This window comes from Enterobacter cloacae complex sp. P13B (assembly GCF_014895915.1).
Classification (GTDB): Bacteria; Pseudomonadota; Gammaproteobacteria; order Enterobacterales; family Enterobacteriaceae; genus Enterobacter; species Enterobacter bugandensis.
Map to the genome: position 1 here is coordinate 102,956 of NZ_JADBQN010000010.1, position 25,298 is coordinate 128,253.

Annotated in this window: 27 protein-coding genes; 12 read left to right on the forward strand and 15 right to left on the reverse strand. The window is 55.1% G+C overall.

What is annotated here, in order from left to right; genetic code table 11:
• Positions 1-53: 53 nt before the first annotated feature.
• Genes IM273_RS05880 through IM273_RS05895 form a run of 4 tightly spaced genes read left to right on the forward strand, consistent with a single transcriptional unit; the run spans position 54 to position 3,106 of the window.
• Positions 54-872: an ABC transporter substrate-binding protein gene (locus IM273_RS05880; RefSeq protein WP_370551836.1), complete on the forward strand. Its 819-nt coding sequence runs from the start codon at positions 54-56 to the stop codon at positions 870-872.
• A gap of 2 nt (positions 873-874) precedes the next feature.
• Positions 875-1,690, forward strand: a complete 816-nt coding sequence (locus tag IM273_RS05885; protein ID WP_045261541.1) for an amino acid ABC transporter ATP-binding protein — start codon at positions 875-877, stop codon at positions 1,688-1,690.
• A complete protein-coding gene (locus tag IM273_RS05890) occupies positions 1,690-2,436 on the forward strand; it encodes an amino acid ABC transporter permease (RefSeq protein WP_049000823.1) in 747 nt (248 codons plus the stop codon). Before IM273_RS05885 ends, IM273_RS05890 begins: the two co-directional genes overlap by 1 nt.
• The gene (locus tag IM273_RS05895; RefSeq protein WP_193051638.1) at positions 2,420-3,106 is read left to right on the forward strand and encodes an amino acid ABC transporter permease; all 687 of its coding nucleotides are present in this window, start codon (positions 2,420-2,422) and stop codon (positions 3,104-3,106) included. Before IM273_RS05890 ends, IM273_RS05895 begins: the two co-directional genes overlap by 17 nt.
• Here IM273_RS05895 and fumD read toward each other — a convergent pair.
• The 4 genes from fumD to IM273_RS05915 all read right to left on the reverse strand — a co-directional run bounded on the left by fumD (position 3,087) and on the right by IM273_RS05915 (position 5,926).
• Positions 3,087-3,296: a fumarate hydratase FumD gene (gene fumD, locus IM273_RS05900; RefSeq protein WP_028012876.1), complete on the reverse strand. Its 210-nt coding sequence runs from the start codon at positions 3,294-3,296 to the stop codon at positions 3,087-3,089. The genes IM273_RS05895 and fumD overlap by 20 nt on opposite strands.
• 110 nt (positions 3,297-3,406) lie before the next feature.
• Positions 3,407-4,219, reverse strand: a complete 813-nt coding sequence (locus tag IM273_RS05905) for a MetQ/NlpA family ABC transporter substrate-binding protein (protein WP_028012875.1) — start codon at positions 4,217-4,219, stop codon at positions 3,407-3,409.
• 23 nt (positions 4,220-4,242) lie between these two features.
• Entirely contained in the window at positions 4,243-4,911 is a 669-nt protein-coding gene (locus tag IM273_RS05910) for a methionine ABC transporter permease (protein ID WP_028012874.1), read from the reverse strand.
• Positions 4,904-5,926 carry a methionine ABC transporter ATP-binding protein gene (locus tag IM273_RS05915; RefSeq protein ID WP_126345695.1) on the reverse strand — a complete coding sequence of 341 codons (1,023 nt, stop codon included), beginning with the start codon at positions 5,924-5,926 and terminating at the stop codon, positions 4,904-4,906. The genes IM273_RS05910 and IM273_RS05915 overlap by 8 nt, the downstream gene beginning before the upstream one ends.
• Positions 5,927-6,326: 400 nt before the next feature.
• On the opposite strand from IM273_RS05915, the gene IM273_RS05920 reads away from it, so the two are divergent.
• From IM273_RS05920 to lpp, 4 genes are all read left to right on the forward strand, one after another.
• The gene (locus IM273_RS05920; protein ID WP_192970961.1) at positions 6,327-7,697 is read left to right on the forward strand and encodes a cystathionine beta-synthase; all 1,371 of its coding nucleotides are present in this window, start codon (positions 6,327-6,329) and stop codon (positions 7,695-7,697) included.
• A gap of 11 nt (positions 7,698-7,708) precedes the next feature.
• Entirely contained in the window at positions 7,709-8,854 is a 1,146-nt protein-coding gene (locus IM273_RS05925; RefSeq protein ID WP_049000819.1) for a PLP-dependent aspartate aminotransferase family protein, read from the forward strand.
• Positions 8,855-9,231: 377 nt separating this feature from the next.
• Positions 9,232-10,644: a pyruvate kinase PykF gene (gene pykF, locus IM273_RS05930; RefSeq protein WP_049000817.1), complete on the forward strand. Its 1,413-nt coding sequence runs from the start codon at positions 9,232-9,234 to the stop codon at positions 10,642-10,644.
• 309 nt (positions 10,645-10,953) lie between these two features.
• The gene (lpp, locus tag IM273_RS05935; protein ID WP_001082307.1) at positions 10,954-11,190 is read left to right on the forward strand and encodes a murein lipoprotein Lpp; all 237 of its coding nucleotides are present in this window, start codon (positions 10,954-10,956) and stop codon (positions 11,188-11,190) included.
• 60 nt (positions 11,191-11,250) lie between these two features.
• Here lpp and IM273_RS05940 read toward each other — a convergent pair whose 3' ends face one another.
• From IM273_RS05940 to IM273_RS05980, 9 genes are all read right to left on the reverse strand, one after another.
• On the reverse strand, positions 11,251-12,264 hold the full coding sequence (locus IM273_RS05940; protein ID WP_028012870.1) for a L,D-transpeptidase family protein: 1,014 nt from the start codon (positions 12,262-12,264) through the stop codon (positions 11,251-11,253).
• Between the two features lie 97 nt (positions 12,265-12,361).
• A complete protein-coding gene (gene sufE, locus IM273_RS05945) occupies positions 12,362-12,778 on the reverse strand; it encodes a cysteine desulfuration protein SufE (RefSeq protein ID WP_028012869.1) in 417 nt (138 codons plus the stop codon).
• A gap of 13 nt (positions 12,779-12,791) precedes the next feature.
• Positions 12,792-14,012, reverse strand: a complete 1,221-nt coding sequence (gene sufS, locus IM273_RS05950) for a cysteine desulfurase SufS (protein WP_028012868.1) — start codon at positions 14,010-14,012, stop codon at positions 12,792-12,794.
• Entirely contained in the window at positions 14,009-15,280 is a 1,272-nt protein-coding gene (sufD, locus tag IM273_RS05955) for a Fe-S cluster assembly protein SufD (protein ID WP_041910382.1), read from the reverse strand. Before sufD ends, sufS begins: the two co-directional genes overlap by 4 nt.
• Positions 15,255-16,001: a Fe-S cluster assembly ATPase SufC gene (gene sufC, locus IM273_RS05960; protein ID WP_041910384.1), complete on the reverse strand. Its 747-nt coding sequence runs from the start codon at positions 15,999-16,001 to the stop codon at positions 15,255-15,257. The genes sufD and sufC overlap by 26 nt, the downstream gene beginning before the upstream one ends.
• Before the next feature lie 9 nt (positions 16,002-16,010).
• Positions 16,011-17,501, reverse strand: a complete 1,491-nt coding sequence (gene sufB, locus IM273_RS05965) for a Fe-S cluster assembly protein SufB (protein WP_028012865.1) — start codon at positions 17,499-17,501, stop codon at positions 16,011-16,013.
• 8 nt (positions 17,502-17,509) lie between these two features.
• A complete protein-coding gene (gene sufA, locus IM273_RS05970; RefSeq protein ID WP_041910386.1) occupies positions 17,510-17,878 on the reverse strand; it encodes a Fe-S cluster assembly scaffold SufA in 369 nt (122 codons plus the stop codon).
• A gap of 313 nt (positions 17,879-18,191) precedes the next feature.
• Positions 18,192-18,920, reverse strand: a complete 729-nt coding sequence (locus IM273_RS05975) for a MerR family transcriptional regulator (RefSeq protein WP_048956258.1) — start codon at positions 18,918-18,920, stop codon at positions 18,192-18,194.
• 188 nt (positions 18,921-19,108) lie between these two features.
• Complete coding sequence (locus IM273_RS05980; RefSeq protein ID WP_048956257.1) at positions 19,109-20,329, reverse strand: diguanylate phosphodiesterase; 1,221 nt, start codon at positions 20,327-20,329, stop codon at positions 19,109-19,111.
• 340 nt (positions 20,330-20,669) lie between these two features.
• On the opposite strand from IM273_RS05980, the gene ycgZ reads away from it, so the two are divergent.
• The 4 genes from ycgZ (at position 20,670) to fdhF (ending at position 23,877) form a co-directional block, all read left to right on the forward strand.
• Complete coding sequence (gene ycgZ / locus IM273_RS05985; RefSeq protein ID WP_028012861.1) at positions 20,670-20,909, forward strand: regulatory protein YcgZ; 240 nt, start codon at positions 20,670-20,672, stop codon at positions 20,907-20,909.
• Positions 20,910-20,913: 4 nt separating this feature from the next.
• Positions 20,914-21,234 carry a hypothetical protein gene (locus tag IM273_RS05990; RefSeq protein ID WP_028012860.1) on the forward strand — a complete coding sequence of 107 codons (321 nt, stop codon included), beginning with the start codon at positions 20,914-20,916 and terminating at the stop codon, positions 21,232-21,234.
• Positions 21,235-21,263: 29 nt separating this feature from the next.
• Positions 21,264-21,542 (forward strand): biofilm development regulator YmgB/AriR family protein, encoded by a 279-nt coding sequence (locus IM273_RS05995; protein WP_047368383.1) that lies wholly within the window; start codon positions 21,264-21,266, stop codon positions 21,540-21,542.
• Between the two features lie 184 nt (positions 21,543-21,726).
• Positions 21,727-23,877: a formate dehydrogenase subunit alpha gene (fdhF, locus tag IM273_RS06000; RefSeq protein WP_193051637.1), complete on the forward strand. Its 2,151-nt coding sequence runs from the start codon at positions 21,727-21,729 to the stop codon at positions 23,875-23,877.
• A gap of 67 nt (positions 23,878-23,944) precedes the next feature.
• On the opposite strand, the gene IM273_RS06005 is transcribed toward fdhF, so the two are convergent.
• Positions 23,945-24,586, reverse strand: coding sequence for a LuxR C-terminal-related transcriptional regulator (locus tag IM273_RS06005; protein WP_193051636.1), 642 nt, complete (start codon positions 24,584-24,586; stop codon positions 23,945-23,947).
• A 3-nt stretch (positions 24,587-24,589) separates the two neighbouring features.
• The gene (locus IM273_RS06010; RefSeq protein ID WP_193051635.1) at positions 24,590-25,276 is read right to left on the reverse strand and encodes an EAL domain-containing protein; all 687 of its coding nucleotides are present in this window, start codon (positions 25,274-25,276) and stop codon (positions 24,590-24,592) included.
• Between the last annotated feature and the right edge of the window lie 22 nt (positions 25,277-25,298).

Sequence of the window (25,298 nt, forward strand, 5' to 3'; positions counted from 1 at the left end):
CGTAACGGTGCAAAACAAAAACAACGGGACGAACGATGACTATGGCAGCAAAGATGAAAAGGTTTAAAAAAGGGACGGCAGTTCTGGGATTACTGGCCGCCGGGAGCCTGTTTTCAGCGCAGGCGCTGGCCGATCGGCTGGAGGATATTAAGGCCGCGGGGGTGGTGAAAGTCGCCACGTTTGACGCCAACCCACCGTTTGGCTCAATTGATGCAAAAACGCACGAGATCGTGGGTTACGACGTGGACTTTGCCAAAGCACTGGCAAAATCACTCGGCGTGAAGCTTGAACTGGTTGCCACCAATCCGGCCAACCGAATTCCGCTGCTTCAGTCCGGTAAAGCAGACCTGATCGTAGCGGATATCACCATCACCCCGGAACGCGCGCAGGTGATTGATTTCTCCACCCCCTATTTCGTGACCGGACAACAGTTCCTGGTTCCCGCCAAATCGCCCGATAAGCTGGATGAATACAGCCGGGCGCGCATTGGCGCGGTCAAAGGCACCACGGGTGAACAGGCGCTCCACCAGCGTTTCCCGCAGTCCCGCGTCCTCTCTTATGACGATATCCCGCTGGCGCTGACCGCGCTGCGCAACGGCAACGTGCAGGCCATCACCCAGGACAGCACCATTCTGGCCGGGCTGCTGGCGCAGGCGCCGGATAAAGCCAACTTCAAAATTCTGCCCGACCTGCTCAGTAAAGAAGAAATTGGCGTCGGGGTGAAGAAAGGTGAAACGGCGCTGCTGAAAGCCGTCAATGATGAGCTGGTTAATCTCGAGAAGAACGGTCAGGCGGCAAAAATCTATGACGTCTGGTTTGGCCCAAATACGCCCGCTCCACAGCCTCGCGCCTTTAAAATAGAAGCCAGGTAATTATGCTCTCAGGTTTATTTTCCCACTCCGCGGCCGGTGCCGCGGATTTTTCACATCTGGAACAGGCCAGCGTTGAGTTTCGTCACGTGGACAAACGCTACGGCGACCATCAGGTTTTACGCGACATTAACCTCACCATCACGCCCGGTGAAGTGGTTGCTATTCTCGGCCCTTCCGGTTCGGGTAAATCAACGCTGATCCGTCTTATCAATCAGCTTGAAACCCTGAGCGGCGGGGAAATCCTGGTCGACAGCAAGCCGACCGGGCAGCTTTCCGGCAGCAGGCTGCGTCAGCTGCGCAGCCGCGTTGGATTTGTGTTTCAGCAGTTCAATCTGTATGCCCACCTCACCGCCAGCCAGAACATCACCCTCGCACTGGAGCATGTGCACGGCTGGAAGCCGCAGCCAGCTCAGGAGCGCGCGCTGGCACTGCTGGAGAAGGTCGGAATGCAGGAAAAGGCTCACCACCTCCCCGCTGAGCTTTCCGGCGGCCAGCAGCAGCGCGTGGCGATTGCCCGCGCCCTGGCCTCGTCGCCGCAGATCATCCTCTTCGACGAGCCGACGTCGGCGCTCGATCCGGAGATGATTGGCGAAGTGTTATTCGTCATGAAAGCCCTTGCCCATAGCGGGATCACCATGATTGTCGTGACTCATGAGATGCAGTTCGCCCGGGAAATTGCCGACCGGATTGTCTTTATCGACGGCGGGCAGATTCTTGAAACCGCGCCGCCGGGGCAATTTTTCAGTCAACCGTCGCATCCCCGGGCGCAGCGTTTCCTGCAAAAAGTGCTGAACCCGCTGCACCAGGAGCACCTCTGATGCCCGCCCTCGACTGGCAGGGCGTGCTGGCCGGACAGCCTCTGCAGTGGATACTCTCCGGATTTCTCACCACCCTGTGGGTGACGCTGGCGGGGGGCCTGATCGCCAGCCTGCTTGCACCGTTCTTTTTGCTCCTGCGTCTTTCCGGTGGACGCATCGGGAATGCGGTCGTCAGCGGCTGGGTATCGCTGTTTCGCAATACGCCGCTGTTGGTCCAGCTGCTGTTCTGGTATTTCGCCGCCTGGAACGGGTTACCGCAGGGCTTTCGAGACGCGGTGAATGCGGATCACAGCTGGTCAATTCTGCCCGGCGACGTCTGGTGGTTTACCCCTGAGTTTTTATGTTCTGCCTGGGGGCTGGGCGTTTTTACTTCGGCGTTTTTAATTGAGGAAGCGGCATCGGGACTGCGTTCTGTTCCTGCCGGACAGCAGGAAGCGGCGCTGGCGCAAGGGTTCTCCTCGTGGCGTTTATTTCGCTACATCCTTCTGCCGCAGGGGCTCGCCAACGCCTGGCAGCCCGTTGTCGGCCAGTACCTCAATTTGATGAAGCTCTCCTCGCTCGCCAGCGGGATTGGCTTCGCTGAGCTAACCTACCAGGTCCGGCAGATTGAAAGTTACAACGCCCACGCCATGGAGGCGTTTATCGTCGGTACGGTGCTCTATTTGCTTACCGGCATTGTCATGGGGATGGTGCTGGTGCGCGTCGGTCCGCATTCAGGGAGGAAAAAAGATGGTTACAGGATTTAACGTTATTTTCGAAAACCTGGATTATCTGCTGTGGGGACGAACGGCAGCGGGTGAACCCGGCGGCGTACTGCTTTCGCTGCTGATGGCCGCAGGGGCCGCCCTGCTTGCGCTTCCCGGCGGCGTGACGCTGGCGTGCCTCGCCTGGCGCTATCCTGGGCTGGTGCGCAGGGGGCTTTTTCTGTGGGCGGAGTTGATTCGCGGTATTCCCCTGATTTTTGTGATTTTCTGGATGTGGTATCTGTTGCCGCTGATCACCGGAGGGGATCTGCCGGGGGCGCTGACCGTGACGCTGGCGCTGGCCTGGTTTACGGCGGCATCGGTGATGCATTCGGTTTTTGCCGGGCTCAGGGCGCTCCCAGCGGGTCAAAACGAGGCCGCGCTGTCTCAGGGGTTCAGCACGCAGCAAACCCTGTGGCGCGTGCTGCTGCCGCAGACGCTGAGAAATATTTTGCCGTCGCTGGTGGGAATTTTTATCAGCCTGCTGAAGGATACGTCGCTGGCATTCATCGTCAACGTCCCGGAGCTGACAACGGTGGCGGGACAGGTCAATAACCGGGTGCAAATCTACCCGGCGGCCATCTTTATCTTTACGGGTGCGGTCTATTACTTGCTCTGCTGCTCGCTTGAACAGGTCGCGAAACGCTGGCGCGTTAGCCGGCCAGCGCCTTAACCACCGTTTCCATCGCTTCGGTTGTCAGTGCGCTGCGCTTGATGCGCTGGTTCGCCAGCGCCGTGCGCAGCACGCCCGCAATGACAATATGCTTCGGCTCCTGCCCTAAATCACGCATCTCCAGCACCACCTTTCCGACCACCCGGCACATCTCCTGGTACAGCGCTTCATCTTTGGTCACGTTACCCATCGTCATCACTCCATTGCCTGTTAAACGTTGAGCTTAAATGATTCTCCCGCCGGATACAAAAAAGAAGCCCGGCGAGGATCTCGCCGGGCTTCATCTGGAAAATCAAATAATTAGTTGTTTACTGGAATGACCGCGCCTTTGTATTTGGTGCGGATCCAGTCCTGAATCTCTTTGGAGTGCAGCACGTTCACCAGCGCGACGATGTCTTTCTTTTTCTCGTCGCCGCGATGCACAGTAATGATGTTGGCGTACGGGTTGTTTTCACCGCTCTCTACCGCAATCGGGTCGTGAACCGGATCCAGACCGGCGTCTATCGCATAGTTGGCGTTAATCACCACCGCGTCGCCTTCGTCGTTGTTGTACATCTGCGGCAGCAGGGACGCTTCCACGTTCGGCGTGAACTTCAGTTTTTTCGGGTTCTCAACGATATCGCTGATGCGCGCCGTCACTTTGTCGATGCCCGGCTTCAGCTTGATCACGCCCTCTTTTTCGAAGATGGAGAGAATACGGCCTTCCTCGGAAACCGCATCACGCATGATGATCTTGCCGCCTTCCGGCAGGTCCTTCAGGGATTTGTATTTTTTTGAGTAGATGCCGATTGGCTCAATGTGGATCGCGCCCGCACTGACAAAATCGTAGTCTTTATCGCCCGCATGATCTTTCAGCACGCTGTTCAGGTAAGGAATGTGCTGGAAATAGTTCGCGTCGATGTCATGACCCGCCAGCGCAGTGTTCGGCAGAATGTAGTCCTGGAACGGTTTAATCTCCAGGTCGATACCCTGCTTCGCCAGAATCGGCTTGGCCTGCTCCAGAATTTCGGCGTGCGGCGTGTTGGATGCCCCCACGGTCAGGGTGTCGGCCCAGGAGGCGAAGCTCAGGGCGCTCAGGGTTGCGGCGGCGATCAGTGTCAGTGTCTTTTTCATGATGTGGTTCCTGTGTGTATTTATTAGCGTTTATCTAACAGTGAAGTAATGACATCGCCGCAGAACTGGATAATGAAAACGATGATTAAAATGGTCACCGTTGCCACCAGCGTGACGTCACCATGGTTGCGCTGGAATCCTTCCAGATAAGCCAGATTTCCTAAACCACCGGCGCCAATCACCCCCGCCATGGCGCTGTAGCTCACCAGCGCAATCAGCGTCACCGTAATACCTGATACCAGTGCAGGTGATGATTCCGGCAGTAAAACCCGAAACACGAGCGTGCTAAGCCGTGCGCCCATCGAGCGCGTGGCTTCTATCACGCCTTTATCCACTTCACGCAGGGCAATTTCCACCAGGCGTGCGTAGAACGGTGCGGCACCCACGATCAGCGCCGGCAGCGCCGCGTTGGCACCAAGAATGGTGCCGACGACGGTCTTGGTGAACGGGATCAGCAGAACGATGAGAATGATGAACGGAATCGAGCGGAACACGTTCACCACTATCGAAATGACGCTGTAGACCGTGCGGTTGTGGAACAAGCCACCGCGCGCGGTTAAAAACAGCGCCAGGCCCAGCACGATGCCCAGAACAAAGGTCGCCACGCCGGACAGCGCGGTCATGTACAGCGTCTCCAGCGTTGCAGCCCAGAGCTGATCCCACTTGAGATGCGGAAAGAGATTCTCAGACATGTTTAATTACCTCGCCTTCAATATCGCTGTGCTGCAGGTCGGCGAGGATATTGTTCAGTTGTTCATCGGATGCCGCCACGTGGACCCAGAGCTGCCCGAAAACACCGTGGGCGGTCTGCGTCATTTTTCCGTGCAGGATGTTAAACGGCAGGCCGTAGCGCAGGGTGAGTTCCCCGACAATCGGCTTATGCGTGCTGTGTCCGGTAAAGGTCAGCCTGATCACCGTGCCTTCCAGATCGTTTGCCAGTTCGGTATTGAAGGTCTCTTCCTCGGCGTACTGGCTGACCTGGCGGACAAACTGCTGCGTAATCGGCTGCTGCGGATGGGTAAAGACGCTCAGCACGTCGCCCTCTTCCACCACTTTGCCGTTCTCCATCACCGCCACGCGGTCGCAGATTTTGCGCACCACGTGCATCTCGTGCGTGATCAGCACGATGGTGAGCTTGAAGCGGCGGTTAATGTCCAGCAGCAGATCGAGGATCTGATCGGTGGTCTGCGGGTCGAGCGCGGACGTAGCCTCATCGCAGAGCAGCACGTCGGGGTTGTTGGCCAGCGCGCGCGCAATCCCCACGCGCTGCTTTTGCCCGCCGCTCAGCTGCGACGGATACGCATTTTCGCGTCCCTTCAGACCAACCAGCTCCACCAGTTCGGCGACGCGCGCCTTAATCTTCGCTTTTGGCACACCGGCAATTTGCATAGAGAAAGCAATGTTCTCACTCACCGTGCGCGACCACAGCAGGTTGAAGTGCTGAAACACCATGCTGATCTTCAGACGCGCCTGACGCAGTGCTTCACCTTTTGCGGCGGAGATATCCTGCCCGTTAATGGTGACGCTCCCGGCGCTGGGTTTCTCCAGACCGTTCAGCAGGCGAATCAGCGTGCTTTTCCCGGCGCCGCTGTAACCGATAATTCCGTATATTTGTCCCTGTGCTATCGTCAAATTGACGTTATCAACGGCTGTGAGTGCCACCTTTCCGTTGTCAAAAACCTTCGAAATATTGCTCAGTACAATCATTCTTATTCGTTATCCGTGCCGCCCTTGGCGGTTTAGCAGTATGGATGTCCAAAAGATAGTAAACAGGCGTTATCAGCTTTTAAATGAACAAAAAAGAATGTGTTATAACTTTCGGAAATAAACAGCGGATTTACCGGGTGGGAAGCATTTAGACCAATTTCAGCAATGATTATCTACGAGACGCATATATGCTGGCTTACCTTCCGTAAAAGCGGTCATTTTTTCAGCATTTTATGCCGATATAGCCATCCTCACATCCAGACAACTTTACGTCTTGCTGTCCTGACATCCAAAAACGGTATTTATATTCCTTTCCGTTCTAAACGGCAGTGAATGGTTCTTTATTGAGAAAATTTCACCGCCCTATCATCCCGTCATGACATCCCGAAAGGAAAACATCATGACGATTTACCACTCCGTCACCGAACTGATTGGCCGCACGCCGCTGATCCAGCTGCATAAGCTTGATACCGGTCCCTGCTCGCTGTTTCTGAAGCTGGAAAACCAGAACCCCGGCGGCTCGATTAAAGACCGCGTTGCGCTGTCGATGATTAACGAAGCGGAACGTACCGGCCAGCTGCAGCCGGGCGGCACGATTATTGAGGCCACGGCGGGCAATACCGGCCTCGGCCTGGCGCTGATCGCCGCCCAGAAAGGCTACTCGCTGATCCTCGTAGTGCCCGACAAAATGAGCCGCGAAAAGATTTTCCACCTGCGCGCGCTGGGTGCTCAGGTGGTGCTGACCCGCTCGGACGTGAATAAGGGCCACCCCGCCTATTACCAGGATTACGCCCGGCGTCTGGCCAACGAGCTGCCCGGCGCGTTTTACATCGACCAGTTTAATAACGTGGCCAACCCGCTGGCGCACCGCACCACCACGGCACCGGAACTCTATGAACAGCTTGACGGCAAGATTGACGCCATCGTCGTCGGCGTCGGCTCAGGTGGTACGCTCGGTGGCCTGCAGGCGTGGTTCGCCGAGCACTCTCCGCACACGGAGTTTGTCCTGGCTGACCCGGCCGGATCCGTTCTCGCTGACCAGGTGGAAACCGGACGCTACCACGACGCGGGCTCCTGGCTGGTGGAGGGCATTGGCGAAGACTTTATTCCCCCGCTGGCCCACATCGAAGGGGTGAATCGCGCCTGGCGCATCTCCGACCGCGAAGCCTTCGCCACCGCGCGCGAGCTGCTGAAGACGGAAGGCATTCTGGCGGGCTCCTCCAGCGGCACGCTGCTGGCGGCGGCGCTGAAGTATTGCCAGGCGCAGACCACGCCGAAGCGCGTGGTGACCTTTGCCTGTGACAGCGGCAATAAGTATCTCTCGAAGATGTTTAACGACGACTGGATGCGCCAGCAGGGGCTTATCACGCGCCCTCAGGCGGGCGACCTCTCTGACTACATTGCCCTGCGCCATGATGAAGGCGCTACCGTCACCGCCGCGCCGGACGATACGCTTTCCACCGTACTGGCACGCATGCGTCTGTATGACATCTCTCAGTTGCCGGTCCTGGAGAACGGCAAGGTGGTGGGCATTATCGACGAGTGGGATCTGCTGCGGCATATCGGCGGCGACGGCGACCGCTTTGCCCTGCCGGTCACGGCGGCCATGACCCGTCAGGTGGAATTTCTCGATAAACGTGCCACGGAGAGTGCCCTGCACGCCATCTTCGACCGCGGTCTGGTGGCCGTCATTAACGACAATGACCGTTTTCTCGGTCTGATTACGCGCAGCGACGTCCTGACCGCGTGGCGCAATCGTCTACAGCAATAAAGGATTAAACGATGAAAAACCTGGCAACCCTGAGCGTCCACAGCGGCGCATTCAACGACCCGCACGGCGCCGTCATGCCGCCGATTTACGCCACGTCGACGTTTGCGCAACCGTCACCGGGCGAGCATACCGGCTATGAGTATTCCCGCAGCGGCAACCCAACGCGCCATGCGCTGGAAACCGCCATCGCCGAACTGGAAGGCGGCACGCGCGGCTACGCCTTTGCTTCCGGTCTGGCGGCCATCTCCACGGTGCTCGAGCTGCTGGATAAAGACAGCCATATCGTCGCCATTGATGACGTTTACGGCGGGACGTACCGCCTGATTGAAAACGTGCGCAAACGCAGCACCGGCCTGCAGGTCAGCTGGGTTAAGCCGGACGACCTGGCCGGGCTTGAGGCCGCCATTCGCCCGGAGACCCGCATGGTGTGGGTCGAAACGCCGACCAACCCGCTGCTGAAGCTGGCGGATCTGGCGGCCATTGCGGCGATCGCCCGTCGTCATAACGTCATCAGCGTGGCGGATAACACGTTCGCATCGCCGGTGATCCACCGTCCGCTGGAGTCCGGTTTCGATATCGTGGTGCACTCCGCCACCAAATACCTTAACGGCCACTCTGACGTGGTGGCTGGGCTGGCAGTGGTGGGAGATAATCCGGCGCTGGCGGACCAGCTTGGCTATCTGCAAAATGCGGTCGGTGGTGTCCTGGATCCGTTCAGCAGCTTCCTGACCCTGCGCGGTATCCGCACGCTTGCGCTGAGGGTAGAAAAGCACAGCAGCAACGCGCTGGAGATTGCGCAATGGCTGGCGCAGCATCCTCTGGTCGAAAAGGTATTCTATCCCGGCCTGGAATCACATCCGCAGTACCAACTAGCCCGCACGCAGATGGCGCTGCCCGGTGGCATGATTTCCGTCGTGGTAAAAGGCGATGCGCAACGCGCCACCGAGGTGATTCGCAACCTGAAGCTGTTCACCCTCGCGGAAAGCCTGGGCGGGGTGGAGAGCCTTGTGAGCCAGCCTTACAGCATGACGCACGCCTCGATTCCGCTGGAGCAACGGCTGGCAAACGGTATTGTGCCGCAGCTGATCCGCCTCTCGGTAGGCATTGAAGATCCAAAAGACCTGATTGCCGACCTCAGCCAGGCGCTGCAAAAATAAGCAAACGGCGGCAGGTCGCTCACCTGCCGCCAAAAGTTGTCATCATGGCTTAACGCCTTGATAACAATATTATGTGAAACGGCATTGATTAATTCTGAAACACCGTTTCCATTTTCCTTTTATCTTAAAATTAGCGTATAATGCGCGCCAAATCCCTAGTGAATGGTTTCAGCGCTTGGAATACAAAAAACAACGTACAACTTCTCCTCTCCTTCGTTGGGCTGTCACTCAGGCACACTTTCTTCTGCACGCTCATTTGATGTCTCCTATCCTTAGTGCGTGTCATATACTCTTTTGCAACACAGGTTTGACTCCGCGGCGGTGCGCCCCCGGAGCGAGATTTCCATATCCTTCCCAACTTAAAGACTAAGACTGTCATGAAAAAGACGAAAATTGTTTGTACTATCGGCCCGAAAACCGAATCCGAAGAGATGCTGAGCAAAATGCTGGACGCCGGCATGAACGTGATGCGTCTGAACTTTTCCCACGGTGACTACGCAGAACACGGTCAGCGTATCCAGAACTTGCGCAACGTGATGAGCAAGACCGGTAAAAAAGCGGCGATCCTGCTCGACACCAAAGGTCCGGAAATCCGTACCATCAAACTGGAAGGCGGTAACGACGTCTCTCTGAAAGCGGGCCAGACCTTCACCTTCACTACCGACAAATCCGTTATTGGTAACAGCGAAATCGTTGCGGTCACCTATGAAGGCTTCACCAGCGATCTGTCCGTGGGTAACACCGTGCTGGTCGACGATGGTCTGATCGGTATGGAAGTCACCGCTATCGAAGGTAACAAGGTTATCTGTAAAGTGCTGAACAACGGCGACCTGGGCGAAAACAAAGGCGTTAACCTGCCGGGCGTTTCTATCGCGCTGCCAGCACTGGCGGAGAAAGACAAACAGGACCTGATCTTCGGCTGCGAACAAGGCGTTGATTTCGTTGCGGCGTCCTTCATCCGTAAGCGTTCCGACGTGGTTGAAATTCGTGAGCACCTGAAAGCCCACGGCGGCGAGAAGATCCAGATCATCTCCAAAATCGAAAACCAGGAAGGCCTGAACAACTTCGACGAAATCCTCGAAGCGTCTGACGGCATCATGGTTGCTCGTGGCGACCTGGGCGTTGAAATCCCGGTTGAAGAAGTGATCTTCGCGCAGAAGATGATGATCGAGAAATGTGTTCGCGCGCGTAAAGTGGTTATCACCGCCACGCAGATGCTGGACTCCATGATCAAAAACCCACGCCCTACCCGCGCTGAAGCAGGCGACGTGGCGAACGCCATCCTCGACGGTACCGATGCAGTAATGCTGTCCGGTGAATCCGCGAAAGGGAAATACCCTCTGGAAGCGGTCGGCATCATGGCGACCATCTGCGAACGTACTGACCGCGTGATGACCAGCCGTCTGGACTTCAACAACGACAGCCGCAAGCTGCGCATCACTGAAGCAGTATGCCGCGGTGCGGTAGAAACCGCTGAGAAACTGGAAGCGCCACTGATTGTTGTTGCGACCCAGGGCGGTAAATCTGCGCGCGCAGTGCGTAAATACTTCCCGGATGCCACCATCCTGGCCCTGACCACCAACGAAACCACCGCACGTCAGCTGGTGCTGAGCAAAGGCGTGGTTGCGCACCTGGTCAAAGAGATCGCCTCGACTGACGATTTCTACATTCAGGGTAAAGCAATGGCTCTGGAAAGCGGTCTGGCGCAGAAGGGCGACGTGGTTGTAATGGTTTCTGGTGCTCTGGTACCAAGCGGAACAACCAATACTGCCTCCGTTCACGTGCTGTAATAATTCACGAACGAATTAAATTTGATAAAAAGCGCCCAATGGGCGCTTTTTTTATTCCCGGCATTAGCCAAATTCATTCAAAAAGCAAATCGGGTTTTTCTATTTAAATGCGATTTATCTAAGATGAATCCGATGAAAAATGCCTTTTTTTACATAGCTTTTTACTCAAAACGCACTGATTCGATGCTTCTTTGAGCGAACGATCAAAAATAGGCGTATTCCCATCAAAAAAATATTCTCAACCCAAAAAAGTTTGTGTAATACTTGTAACGCTACATGGAGATTAACTCAATCTAGAGGGTATTAATAATGAATCGTACTAAACTGGTACTGGGCGCGGTAATCCTGGGTTCTACTCTGCTGGCTGGTTGCTCCAGCAACGCTAAAATCGATCAGCTGTCTTCTGACGTTCAGACTCTGAACGCAAAAGTTGACCAGCTGAGCAACGACGTGAACGCAATGCGTTCCGACGTTCAGGCTGCTAAAGACGACGCAGCTCGCGCTAACCAGCGTCTGGACAACCAGGCTACTAAATACCGTAAGTAATAGTACCTGTTAATAAAATGGCGCACATTGTGCGCCATTTTTTTTGCCTGCGTCAAACTGCTACTGCGTTACCTTTTCCCCTTCCTCTTCTGCTACCGCAGCAGACACCCGGCTGTTCTGCACTGACAACACGCTATTGCTGGCCGAAGGGCCACTACCCGCGGATACGACAACCGGGATCCCGGCACGGCGCGCCAGGGCTTTATCAATTAACGCCTTATCGCTTCCGGCCTGAGAAACAAAGGTGGCAAAGTCTGCCGAGTGGGTAATGGGCGAAATCTGCGGGTTCTCGCCCTCCACCTGCGCCAGCGGACGGTGGACCTCAATATAACGTTTACCGTCCGGCTCAACCGAGAATTTCACCGGCTCGTTGATGATCTGTACCCGCGTGCCGACCCGCACCTGTTCAAACAGGGCTTTAATATCCGGGGCGTTCATTCGCATACAGCCGGAACTGACGCGCAGACCTACGCTGTCCGGCGCGCTGGTGCCGTGAATAAGATATTCCCCATTACCAATTCCCAGACGCAGCGCATAGCGCCCCAGCGGGTTATTTGGCCCCGCCGGGACGACGGGTGGCAATTTAATTCCCTGGGCCAGGGAACGCGCTCTGATGCCCGCCGTTGGCGTCCAGGTTGGATTAGGGATTTTTTGGCTGACGCGGGTGGTGCTCACCGGCGTTTCCAGCCCCAACTGTCCGATGCCGAGCGGGAATACCTGGACAATATTTTCTCCCGGCGGGAAGTAGTAGAGCCGAAGCTCGGCCAGGTTAACCACAATGCCTTCGCGCGGGGTATCCGGCAGCAACATCTGCGACGGGATGGTGATAACGGTACCCGGTGCCGGGTTTACTGGCGCAATGGTATTGTTCGTTTCAAGGATCACCTGCGCCGCCGTATTAAACCGACGGGCGATAGTCTGAAGCTTATTATCTCCTTCCTGTATCGTGTAGGTTTGATTTTGCCCAATCAGACGGCTACCTGCGGGCGGCAACGGATAGTCCATCGCGCGGGCCGAATTAAACGTACCGAGCGAACTGAGGAGTAATAGAGTTATTAGAGACGCGCGCTTCATGCTGAGATTCCTTATTCACTGGCAGGATGCCAGAAAGCTGAAAAACCAGCGAGGCGGGAACCACCTCGCGAAACAGAATGAATGCTGTTCTGTAAGTCTAGCTAAGGATTGCAGCTTTGGCGCGAATGGCGCGAATCATCGCTTCCAGCCCCTGAGAGCGGGACGGGGTGAGGTGTTGGGTCAGGGCCATTTTTTCAAACCACGGGCGGACATCGAACGCGACGATATCCTGCGCCGACATCCGGTGGTAAAGAATAAAGACGACCGCAATCAGCCCTTTTACAATGGCCGCATCGCTGTCGCCGTGCAGGGCGATAGTGCCGTCGTCAGACTGCTCCATCACAATCCACACCTGGCTCTGGCAGCCCTGAATAATGTTTTCCGGGTTATGCGCCTCTTCTCCGAGCGGCGGCAGACGCTGCCCCAGCTCGATGATATAAAGGTACTTCTCTTCCCAGTTTGCACAGCGTCCAAAGTTGCGCAGCAATTTGTCTCTGTCCGGCAGTTCTGCCATCTTTTGCCTCTTCTTAGCCCAGCAGCTGGTGAATGCGCTTAAGCCCCGCCACCAGCCTGTCGACCTCTTCCATTGTGTTATACATCACCAGCGATGCGCGGCACATTGCCGGCACCTGGTAAAACGCCATCAGCGGCATGGCGCAGTGGTGCCCGGTACGGACGGCCACGCCGTAATTATCGAGGAAGCTGCCCACGTCATAGGCGTGGTGTTTCCCCAGGTTAAAGGCAATCACGCCCTGTCGGTCAGCCGGGCCATACAGGGTAAGGTCCGGCACGCTGGCAAGCTCCTGCAGCGCGTAGTGCATCAGCAGCTGTTCGTATTCCTGGATGGCGTCGAGGCCGATTGCGGAGACGTATGACACCGCCGCCCCCAGGCCGATAATCCCGCCGGTGTTGGGGGTGCCCGCCTCGAAACGCCAGGGCGCGCGGGCGTAGGTCGTCCCTTCCGTCAGGCTGACGGTGGCGATCATCGATCCGCCCCCTTCCCACGGCGGCATCGCCTGCAGGATGTCCTCTTTCACATACAGCACGCCAATCCCGGTCGGGCCATAGAGCTTATGCCCGGAGAATACGTAGAAATCACAGTCCAGCGCCTGTACGTCCACCGCGTGGTGCATCACCGCCTGCGCGCCGTCAATCAGCACCTTCGCGCCGGCCTGATGGGCTTTTGCGATAATCTCTGTCACCGGGTTTTCGGTGCCCAGCACGTTAGAGACCTGGGTGACCGCCACCAGCCGCGTTTTATCGTCCAGCAGGGCGTCAAGCTGCTCCAGCTGCAGCGTGCCGTCGTCGTTCAACGGAACGACCCGCAGCTGCGCGCCGACACGCTCGCAGAGCATCTGCCACGGCACAATATTGGCATGGTGCTCCATCTGGGTGATGATGATGTTATCCCCCGCGCGCACCTGGGCGTTGCCCCAGCTGTTGGCGACGAGGTTAATCCCCTCGGTTGTGCCGCGCACAAATACCAGCTCTTCCGGCAGGCGTGCATTGAGGAAGGCTGCAATTTGCGTGCGCACGTTTTCCATGCGCTGGGTCGCCTCGGCGCTCAGGGTATGAATACCGCGATGCACGGCGGCGTAGCCGTGGCGGTAGAACTCGGCTTCCGCATCCACCACCTGATTCGGCTTCTGCGCGCTGGCCGCGCTGTCGAGATAGGCCAGCGGCAGGCCGTTCACTTCACGGGTCAGAACCGGGAAATCGGCCCGCACTTTCTCTACGGGAAAACTCATGCTTCGCCTCCGGGCAGACGCTGACCAATGCGGGCCAGCACCTGCTGCTTCAATACGCCATCGTGCAGCGCTTCCGTAAGCTCCGCCGCAAAGGCGTAGATGATCATTTTCTGCGCCGCCTGCTGGTCGATGCCGCGCGAGCGCAGGTAGAACATCTGCTCGTCGTCGATCCGACCGACCGTCGCGCCGTGACTGCATTTTACGTCGTCGGCGTAGATCTCCAGCTGCGGCTTGGTGTCCACTTCCGCCAGGCGCCCCAGCAGCAGATTGTTGTTGGTCATCTGCCCGTCGGTTTTGATGGCGTGCTGGGCCACGTTAATCAGGCCGTTAAACACCGCCCGCCCTTTATCGCTGACGATGGTTTTGTGCAGCTGGCGGCTGTTGCAGTAGCCTTTGTTGTGCTCAAGCCAGGTGCGCGTGTCGCACACTTCTGCCTTCACCGGCATCGCCAGGCTGTTGATGCGCAGCGTAGTGTTCTCACCGTTAAGCTGCGTACTGGTGTTGTGGCGCAGCACCGCGCCGCCGAGCAGGAAGCTGTGGCTGTACGCCGCGGCATCCTGGCCCAGCAGAAGATCGTTATGGGCAAAATGGTGGCTCTGCGGATTCTCAAACGCCAGCTTGATGTGGTGAAGCTGCGCATTGGCGGCAACGTTCATCGTCAGCCGCGACCCAGTAAAGTGGCGGGTCTCGTTGAGGCTGACGTAATGTTCGATTACCGTGGCCTCCGCCCCCTCCGCCAGCTCAAGGTGATGGCGATAGTGCGCGGTGTTGATCTCATCGCCCTCCACGCCCTGTGTGATGTGCATCAGCAGCAGCGGTTTTGCCGGACGCTGGTTACGCTTGACCTGAATATGCGTCACGCTGCGGGCCAGGCTCTCGGTCAGGTGGAGGAAAACTTCCGGCTGAACCGGGGCGCTCAGGCTCTGGCGGTCGTCGTTAATGACGATATCGAACCCGCTATCCCGGGCGTCATCACTCAGTTCTGGACGCCAGACGCCATCGACAAAGACCAGACGCACCGCATCCACCGTCAGCGCCAGAGCGTCGCGCCGGGCCGGATCAATCTCCGCCAGACGCGTCACAAACTCGCCGTTCAGCAGGCCGTCGAGTGGGGTGTATTTCCAGTTCTCATGCTTCCGCGTCGGCAGGCCGAGGCGCAGCATCTGCTGCAGGTGCTGCTGCGCCTGCTCGGAGCGCGTATTACCCTGCTCCTCAAACAGCCGGTGCCACTGCTGGAGCGCATTACTGCTGTTCGGTAAGCCAGCCATATCCCTGCTCCTCCAGTTGTTTAACCAGCGTAAAATCACCGGATTTCACAATACGTCCCTGGTAAAGCACGTGGACGTAGTCCGGCTTGATGTAGTCCAGAATGCGCTGGTAGTGGGTGACAATAATGAACGAGCGCTTGCCGTCGCGCAGGGAATTCACCCCGTCGGCGACAATCTTCAGGGCGTCGATATCCAGACCGGAGTCGGTCTCATCCAGAATGCACAGCTCGGGCTCCAGCACCGCCATCTGCAGGATATCGTTACGCTTTTTCTCGCCGCCGGAAAAGCCGACGTTGACCGAGCGGGTCAGCAGGTCTTCCGGCATTTTTAGCAGTTTGATCTTCTCTTCCATTAGATCCTGGAAGTCGAAGCGATCCAGCGCCTCCTGGCCGCGATACTTGCGCACCGCATTCAGCGCCGTCTGGAGGAAAAACTGGTTGCTGACGCCCGGAATTTCAACCGGGTACTGGAAGGCCATAAAAATGCCCTCACCCGCGCGGTCTTCCGGCGACATCTCCAGAAGATCTTTGCCGTTAAATTCGACCGAGCCGCCTGTCACTTCGTAATCTTCGCGTCCCGCCAGCGTCGCTGAAAGCGTACTTTTCCCGGAGCCGTTTGGCCCCATGATGGCGTGAACTTCACCCGGCTTGACGTCAAAATTGAGACCGCGCAGGATCGCTTTCTCTTCCACGCTAACCTGTAAATCTTTAATGCTTAACATGTGCTTTCCTTAACCGACGCTGTGTTCAAGACTAATGGCGAGGAGTTTTTGTGCTTCAACGGCGAATTCCAGCGGCAGTTCAGAGAACACGTCCTTACAGAAGCCGTTCACAATCATCGAAATGGCATCTTCTTCGCTGATGCCGCGCTGCAGGCAGTAGAAGAGCTGATCTTCCCCAATGCGCGACGTGGTCGCCTCGTGCTCCAGCTGAGCCGTGTTGTTCCGACACTCCACGTACGGGAAGGTATGCGCCCCGCAGTCGGCACCGATCAGCATAGAATCACACTGGGTGAAGTTACGCGCGTTGGTGGCCGTCGGCATGATTTTCACCAGCCCGCGATAGCTGTTCTGGCTATGCCCGGCGGAGATCCCCTTCGAGATAATCGTCGATTTGGTGTTTTTCCCAATGTGGATCATCTTGGTGCCGGTATCGGCCTGCTGATGCCCGCTGGTCAGCGCCACCGAGTAAAACTCACCGATGGAGTTATCCCCGCGCAGAATACAACTCGGGTATTTCCAGGTAATAGCGGAGCCGGTTTCCGACTGCGTCCAGGACATTTTGCTGTTTTCGCCTTCGCACAGCGCACGCTTGGTGACGAAGTTCAGGATACCGCCGGTATTGCCGTCGCCGGGGAACCAGTTCTGCACCGTGGAGTATTTCACCTCGGCGTCTTTGTGAATGATGACCTCAACCACCGCCGCGTGCAGCTGGTAGCTGTCGCGCACCGGGGCGGAGCACCCTTCGATATAGCTGACGTAGCTGCCTTCGTCCGCTACCAGAATGGTGCGTTCGAACTGTCCGGTTTTTTCGGCGTTGATGCGGAAATAGGTGGAGAGCTCCATCGGGCAGCGCACGCCTTTCGGCACGTAGATAAAGGTGCCGTCAGAGGCTACCGCGGCGTTCAGCGCGGCGAAGAAGTTATCGTTGCTCGGTACCACGGTGCCGATGTACTTTTTCACCAGATCGGGATGGTCATGAATGGCTTCGCCAAAGGAGCAGAAAATGATCCCCTGCTCGGCCAGCTTTTCACGGTAGGTGGTCGCCACCGAGACGGAGTCGAAAATGGCGTCCACCGCCACCTCTCTCCCCTCGCGCACGGGCACGCCCAGCTGGTTAAACGCCTCTTCAACCTCTTTGCTCAGGAAGCTGTTCTCGGCACCGGTCTGCTGGACCGCGCCGGGCTGCGAGGCGCAGGTATCGTCACAGCTGCCGCAGGAGGGCGCGGAGTAGTAGCTGTAATCCTGATAGTTCAGCTTGTCGTAGTGGGCTTTCAGCCAGTGCGGCTCTTCCATCTCCAGCCAGGCGCGGAATGCGCTCAGGCGAAATTCGAGCATCCACTCGGGCTCGTTACGTTTGGCCGAAATGGCGCGCACCACATCTTCATTAATGCCTTTCGCCAGCTCGTCGGTCTGCAGCTGCGTGAAAAAACCCTCTTTATAGTTGAGGTGTCCGCCGCTCCAGGTGTTTACATCACTCGTTGCTTCAGTATTACGAGACATAGTACCGCCTATACCCCAAAGCTTTCGCCGCAGCCGCATTCGTTCTGGGCTTTCGGGTTATGAAATTTGAATAACTGGTTTAAACCTTCTCGCACGTAATCCACTTCGGTTCCATCGATAAACGGCATAGCCTGCAGCGCGACGTACAGCTTTGCGCCGTCGGTTTCAAACACCAGGTCATCTTTTTCCGGTGCGGTGACGGTATCCAGCACGTAGCCAAAGCCCGCGCAGCCGGTCTGCTTAACGCCTAAGCGCACGCCGAGAATGTCGGGATTTTTTGCCACCAGCTCGTGGATATGCGCCGCCGCCGCAGGCGTGAGCGTTAATCCACGCCAGGCAAAATCGGCAGGATTGAAGGTTTCTGAATGCAGTTCCATAGGTCCACCTCATCTGATTAGCCATCAGGGCATAACACCATGTTAGTGATAACGATTATCACTTCAACCCTCTGTCAGCAGGGGCATTCGGCTAAACCGCCCTTTTTGTCTACTTTTATTAAGCATAGACCCTGTCAGAAGATGCGGGCGGGATGGATTTAATTGTTCAATACTTTGAAAATTAATGGATTATCTGTTGTAGAAAACAGCGAAGAGAGGAAAAGTAAAATATGTATCGGAAATGCCTATTTTTGAGATAGCTTTTGTTCTGGGAGTGTCTAAAACAATAAAAGGCCCTCAAGGCCTCTGATTATTATTGGTGAAATGAAACGCTAAAACCCTGCTCACGCCAGTGATCCAGCTGTTCCTGCTGACGCGGTGTAAGCGTTTTTCCCGTCCAGACGAAGATTTTTTGCCCCGGGAAAAGTTCAGGACGCGGAGAATCAATCGGGTCCGCCAGCACGTCAATGTGCCAACCTTGCTGCGCCAGCCGCGCGGCTTCAAGCCAAAGATGGGTACGGTCATCGCATTCCCAGCCGATAAGCAACGCATCTTTACCCGCTTTCTTGCGCGACTCCGCCAGGCTTAGAACCGCGAATTCAATCAGGACGCCGTCAAGCATGCTCGCCATGTGGCGTACAGTATTTTGATCCTGATTCATTCGCTGGCGGACGGGGGAAATGATGTTATCAATCAGCGCATCCATGGCGTGATCCCGGCGGAACTCACCGATTTTGGCGCGCAGCTTTGCCGGGCTGGCATAACGCAGAACGGTCATCATCTCTTCCTGGAACGAGACCCAGTTACCCTGAGTCAGGACTTCTTTATTTTCCAGCAAGGCTTTTACTTTTCCGACCGAAACGCCGCTTTTCATCAGGCGTTTGATCTCTTCAATACGCAGGATATCTTCATCGTCAAACTGACGATGACCCCCTTCGCTGCGCTGCGGCTTCAACAATCCATAACGTCGCTGCCAGGCACGCAGCGTAACGGGGTTGATACCGCATCGTTCGGCCACTTCGCCGATACTGTAATAGGCCATTAACTCCCTCACGCTCAGAACTTCCATACCTAACTACACCAACCTTATCAGATTGTACAAACCATTTGTATAACTAAGACCGCATTTTGCTCAGGTGAAAGGGGTCGTTCTCCCTTCACCTGTTAATACATTGTTGTCTAAAGTTTGCTTCTCGTACAGCTAAGTCTGCCGAATTTTGTACAGCTTTATCAAAAATCGAATTTCTTCTCCGGCCATGCAATCGCCGGAATTCCGCCATGCCGGGGGCTTGCAAACAGATGGCCCTGGAACTGGGAAATGCCCGCAGATTCCAGCCACATCCACTCTTCTGCCTTCTCCACGCCGACCGCGCAGAACTGAATTTCAAGCGAGGAACAGCATTTGATAATCGCCTGAATGATGGCCTGTCGAGGGCCACTTTTATGCACGTTCGCGACGAGATCGCGATTAATCTTAATTCTGTCGGGCTGGAATTGGGCCAGTAGCTGTAGTCCCGCAAAGCCGGCACCAAAGTGATCGATCGTCACGCTGATGCCTGCACTTTTTAGCTGTCTGACCGAATCCGTGAATTCATCAAAACGGGAAATGGCTTCGCTCTCGGTGAATTCCACCACAATTTGCTCAGGGACAAAACCGTTTGCTTCAATTGCGGTGAGCAAGAAATCAACGGCATTAGGAATGTTAACCAGCGTCATAGGCAGCAGGTTGAGGGATAACGTCTGGTTCTGCAACCCGAGTGCACTGGCCATTGAGAGTGCTACCTGCTTGCTGTGCAAATCAGAGGTATACACGTCGTCACGCGGCAGATTGGCGAAGTAGATCCCCGGAGCGCCGCCGTCAGGCGTGCGGAGAAGCGCCTCCCAGGAGACGACCTGCTGCATAAACGGATCGACTATCGGCTGGAACGCGAAGCTGCAATCCGCTCCTTTCGCGACCACCTCGGGTTGCGCTGACAAGCGTGTTTCTTCGCGAACGAACTCCCAGGAATCCGCAGGCGGCAGTTCAAAATAGTTCGCTTTTTCTGTGGCCTCGACAAAGGTACGGAAAAACTGCAGCGGACGGTCATTGTAAGTCAGCTGATAGCGTGTTGTTCCCTTGTTCAGCACCTGTTGCAGCACCTCATTCCTGTCGAACTGGCGCAAATCAAAAAGCTCCATGCCCACCTTGCCAAAACGCCGAACAGGCCCGTGATCGCGCATCAGCTCGACTACGTTATGGTGTCGCGGGTCGTTGCAGATCTCCTCATAAATAGCAGAAACATGCTCCACTGGCCCCTCAAGCAACTGAAAAAAATGTGTGCCGTTAAACAGCAAGATCCCCGTGACGTTGGCTTGCCGGTTTTTATTATTTGCAGCAGCGACCATAGCTTCCAGTGCTTTCACTGGAACGTCCTCGCAGATATGACTGCGGTAAATGATGGTTGTAAGCATGCGATTCCTGGGGGTTAAGGGTTTTGACCACAAAAACATGTGGAGAGACTTCTCTTATAGCACATTAATTGCCTCACAAATAATTTACATCTCAATCATTTACGCCCGTTAATGGCACTCTCACAAGTGTTGTACAACTTAACAGCGGCCGTGCGTTTTGTACAATATATTCTGTAGCATTACCGTTTCATGAGCAACGAACAAGCAATTGAAAAATAGAGCATTTATAAAATATATCCTGATTTTATTAAAAAATTGTACATTTTCAATGTACAGATTTAGAAAAAGTGTATACCTTAAATGTAACGTTACTGATTACAAAATTTTACAGGAGCGAAACATGCAGCAGAAAGGTTACGTCGCAGATTCCGCAGCAGCGATCGCACAGTACTTCGAAAAAGCCACGCTTCCCACCCAACAGGAAACGCTGGGTCAGGTCGTTGTTGAGATCCTTAGCGACGGGCGAAATCTCAATCGCAAATCGCTCTGTACCAAACTGTTAAGTCGCCTTGAAAGGGCTGAGGGCCCCGAAGAGGAACAGCATTACCATATGCTGCTTGGTTTGCTCTTCGAACGATAACGTGATGAACCGCAGTGACGCAGACAAACTGACCGATCAGCTGATTGGCGAAGCCGTTCTTTCTCTTTTGAGAGAGCGTGGCCCCGTTACAACTGAAGCTCTGGTTCAGCGTCTGCGGCAGATGAAAACACATGAAAAGAATCCCCGGCGGCGGGAGACACTGGCGAAGGCGATTGCCGATATCGGATCAAAAAGCCTCGGATTAAAACGTCGCAGAACCGCGCAAGGACGAATAAGCAGAGAGGGACCTCTCAATGATAACAGAGGCAATGTTGTGTCGTTGTTTGGAAAAGGAAAGCCGTCCGATCCCAAAAAAATACATTGACTGCATTTTAACAGCTACGGTGAGAACAAATGAGACAAAATATTCAGCTTCAACCCGAATACCACTCTGCTTTTTTAGACAGTGCGCTGGCGGAATATTTCCGTCACGCAGGCGATCGTTTTGCTGAAGAGTCCGCTATTTTTTCTACTGCAGTACGCTGTGTTCTGGCCTCTGAAGGTCATATTTCCAATAAAGCGATCATCCTGTGGCTCATTCAGACGCTGGAAGCGACCAGAGACGTTGTGCAGGCGGATGTAATTCGCAAGACGCTTGAAATCGTTGTGGGCTACACCATGGATGACGTTTAAACGCCCTGTCATTCAGCGATCGTGTCATCGTCAGAATTGTCGAACAGGCTGACGATGACACCCCCCTCTCTTCATAACCCCCTGTAAAGAAGCATTATAAAGATGGCATGGTTTCTGCTTACTCCCTGTTACGGGACTGGGCTTACCAGTCATTTTGCTTCATTTCTTAACAGGTCTGTTATTGATGAAAAAGATCGCCAGCGTCTGCCCGTACTGCGGAGCAGGCTGTAAATTGAACCTTGTCGTTGAAAATAACCGTATCATCCGTGCCGAAGCGGCAGAGGGGGCCACAAACCAGGGCACCTTATGTCTGAAAGGATTTTACGGCTGGGACTTCCTCAACGATACCCGTCTTCTCACCCCTCGTCTCACCCAGCCCATGATCCGCTACCGCAAAGGCGAAGCATTCACCCCGGTGACCTGGGAAGAGGCTATCCGCTATACCGCCCGGAAGCTCAGCAGCATAAAAGCCCAGTTCGGCCCGCGTTCGATTATGACCACCGGGTCCTCCCGCGGCACCGGGAATGAAACCAACTACGTGATGCAAAAATTTGCCCGCGCGGTGCTGCACACCAACAACGTCGACTGCTGCGCGCGCGTTTGTCACGGTCCTTCCGTCGCCGGACTTCAGGAGACCCTCGGCAACGGTGCAATGAGCAACTCTATCAACGATATTGAACACTCCAAATGCCTGCTGGTATTTGGCTATAACTGCGCAGACTCCCACCCTATCGTCGCCCGGCGCGTGCTAAAAGCCCGTGAAAACGGCGCGAAAATCATCGTCTGCGACCCGCGCCGCATCGAAACGGCGCGCATTGCCGATCAGCATCTGCAATTGAAGAACGGTAGCAACATGGCGCTGGTGAACGCCTTTGGCTATGTGCTTCTGGAAGAAGAGCTGTACGACAAGAACTACGTCGCGCGGTTTACCGAAGGACTTGAGGCCTATCGGCAGACGGTGAAAGAGTATGCCCCAGAGCGCGTAGAACACCTCACCGGCATCCCCGCCCGCGACGTTCGTCAGGCAATGCGCACCTTCGCGGCGGCCCCTTCCGCCACCGTAATGTGGGGAATGGGCGTGACTCAGTTTGGCCAGGCCGTCGATGTCGTCAAAGGGCTTTCCAGCCTGGCACTGCTGACCGGCAACCTCGGCCGCCCTGCCGTCGGTGTCGGTCCCGTGCGCGGGCAAAACAATGTTCAGGGCGCCTGCGATATGGGCGTTCTGCCGAATATGTTCCCCGGCTATCAGGATGTGACCGATCCGGCTGTCCGGCAGAAGTTCGCCGATGCCTGGGGGATCGACGTGAATAACATGGACGATCGCGTCGGAACGCGCATTACCGAGGTGCCGCACCTTGCGCTGGAAGGCAAGGTCAAAGCCTATTACATCATGGGGGAAGATCCGCTGCAGACGGAAGCCGATCTCGGCCTGGTCCGCAGCGGTTTCGAGGCGCTTGACTTCGTGGTGGTTCAGGACATCTTTATGACCAAAACGGCGGAAGTGGCGGACGTTCTGCTCCCTGCCACCTCATGGGGCGAACACGGCGGCGTTTTTACCTGCGCCGACCGGGGTTTCCAGCGTTTTGGCCAGGCTATTGAGGCCAAAGGCAACGTGAAGCGCGACTGGGAGATCATCAGCCTGCTCGCCACCGAGATGGGCTATCCGATGCATTACGACGATAACCAGCAGATCTGGGATGAAATGCGCGAGCTGTGCCCTCTCTTCTACGGCGTGACGTATGAAAAAATGGGCGAGATGGGCCACGTGCAGTGGCCGTGCCCGACGCTCGATCACCCCGGCACGCCGTACCTCTACAAAGATAATCAGTTCGATACCCCGAGCGGTAAAGGGCAGCTCTTTGCCGCACCGTGGCGCGCGCCGGCCGAGACGCCCGATGATGATTATCCGCTGGTACTCTGCACGGTACGCGAAGTTGGGCACTACTCCTGCCGCTCGATGACGGGTAACTGTGCCGCGCTGCAAAGCCTCGCCGATGAGCCGGGACGAGTGCAGGTGAATCCTGCCGATGCGGACAGACTAGGTATTAGCGACGGTCAACTGGTCTGGGTACGTTCGCGCCGGGGTAAAGTGATCACCCGCGCCAGCATTAGCGAGCGCATCAACGCCGGGGCGGTTTATATGACCTATCAATGGTGGATCGGGGCCTGCAACGAGCTGACGCAGGATAATCTCGACCCCATCTCGAAAACCCCGGAAACGAAGTACTGCGCGGTGCAGCTGGAGGCGATTGAGGATCAGCGCTGGGCGGAGGACTATGCGGCGTCGGCGTATCAGTCCATGAAGTCGCGGCTGATGAGCGCGGCGAACGTCTGAGGAACAGCGTAAATAGCATCAGGTTTACCCGGCACCAGAATGATCATCTTTTTGGCCGGGTAATTCCCTAATGAAACAGATCTAATGCATCACGAAACAAATTGGGGTTACAGCGCTTTTCAAGCAAGCGGTTCAGGAACTCCAGCAACTCATGCTCACTGCTCAGGTTAAACTTATGCATAACCGCATACTTATGGGCATAGATCGTCTTTGGCGTGAGCATCATCTCCCTTGCTATGTTTTTGACGGATTCCCCCTTGAAAAGGCCGGCCATAATATTGAGCTCACGCTGTGATAACGTTTTATGCTTACAGCTTAAACAGGCTTTTGAAAGGACAGGGATAACAGGCGCACTGTATGCACTCCAGGCCTGGCGCAATACCCTCTTCAACAGATAGAGTGACGCTGAGCGCGACACAAAAAAGGTCTGCTGAATGCAGAGCGGTAAAAACGATGACGATGGCTCTTCCGCTTCGGTAATACCAATTATGACGCATTTACGCGCGCATTTTAATTCCGGAAAACAGGTATAATGTTCGCCCTTGCTGAACGCATAAACGATTATTCCCGCCCGAGAAATATTCTCCACATCATAGCCATTGAGAAAATTGACTTTTTTTGTACATTCATTGTTAAAAAAATCTTCAACAAATGACCTGAGGCTATGGTGATATAAAAAATCATCTTCTTTAATTAAAACATTTATCATTTATCAGACCGAGACATAATCGACACTCAACTTTTTTTCAGGCCAAAGAAATCCCTGCATTAAATTGCATCCAGTATTCTGAGCCAAAGAAAACAGTTCGTTATTTTCGATGCCTTCAATAAGCACCTGATCTACCATCATAGCGCAGTAGGCTATCATTGATTGTAAGGCCCGGGGAGTCGATCTGTTTTCCCACAAGCTCTTTTTATCTACTTTAACACCATCAAATATGCAAATACGTTCACCCAGCGGCGCTAAATGCTCACTTCTAACATCATCCAACCATATCTTTGCACCTGTTTTTTTTATTCTCTGATGCATTATATCAAAACTCTCTCGCTCTTCATTTGCTAGCAAAATAAAATTGCACGGATCTTGTACCTCAATAACGATACCAGAACGCAGGCTGGGCAATATTTCACTGACCAATTCTGATTGGCATAATAACCTTGCGGGGACGTTAATAAAATAGTCACCATCCTCTTCACACAGAGGAATTATACGCAACTGCCAGCGCAGCAAACGAGAGCTTGCATTTAAAGATATCTTTTCAAAAAACGTTTCGCAATCAATTCCCTGACGTAAGGTACTTAGCATCTCCCAAGCCTTTATCTTCTTTTCCTGTGAAGAATAGATAGGCTGGAACCGAACACCGCATATAGCATGCTCAAGCAAGGAATTAATCAACATGGATGTCTCAAACTTATTATTT